The organism is Methylobacterium nigriterrae, from assembly GCF_037106235.1.
Taxonomy (GTDB): Bacteria; Pseudomonadota; Alphaproteobacteria; order Rhizobiales; family Beijerinckiaceae; genus Methylobacterium; species Methylobacterium nigriterrae.
Genome location: NZ_JBAWTG010000711.1, coordinates 1 through 295 on the forward strand (window position 1 = coordinate 1; position 295 = coordinate 295).

1 protein-coding gene is annotated in these 295 nt (G+C 63.7%); it reads right to left on the reverse strand.

Annotation, left to right across the window (positions count from 1 at the left end; translation table 11 throughout):
* A partial coding sequence (locus WDW90_RS41270) for a hypothetical protein (RefSeq protein ID WP_336492961.1) occupies positions 1-228 on the reverse strand: 228 nt, incomplete at its 3' end.
* Between the last annotated feature and the right edge of the window lie 67 nt (positions 229-295).

A 295-nucleotide genomic window follows, 5' to 3' on the forward strand; every position in this document is an offset into this window, starting at 1 on the left:
GAAGCGGTGCGCTTCCGGGCTGTGGCGCGCCGTCGTGTAGAGCATGCGGCCGTGCTGCCGGACGAAGGGGTTGGCGAGCGCCTCCTCGACCGAAAGGCCATAGTCGACGTCGACCGACGCAACGTTGGTGGCCAGGAAGTTGCTGCCCTTACGGGCACCTTTGAGTTGCGCGCAGTAGGCCCAGCCGCGCTCGGTCGTTGCGGCAGTGAACTCGTCGATGGTGATCACGACGTTCTCCCAGCCGAGAGCAAAGAGCAATTCATTACCAGCCTCGTTCTTGTCGACGAGACCCGGA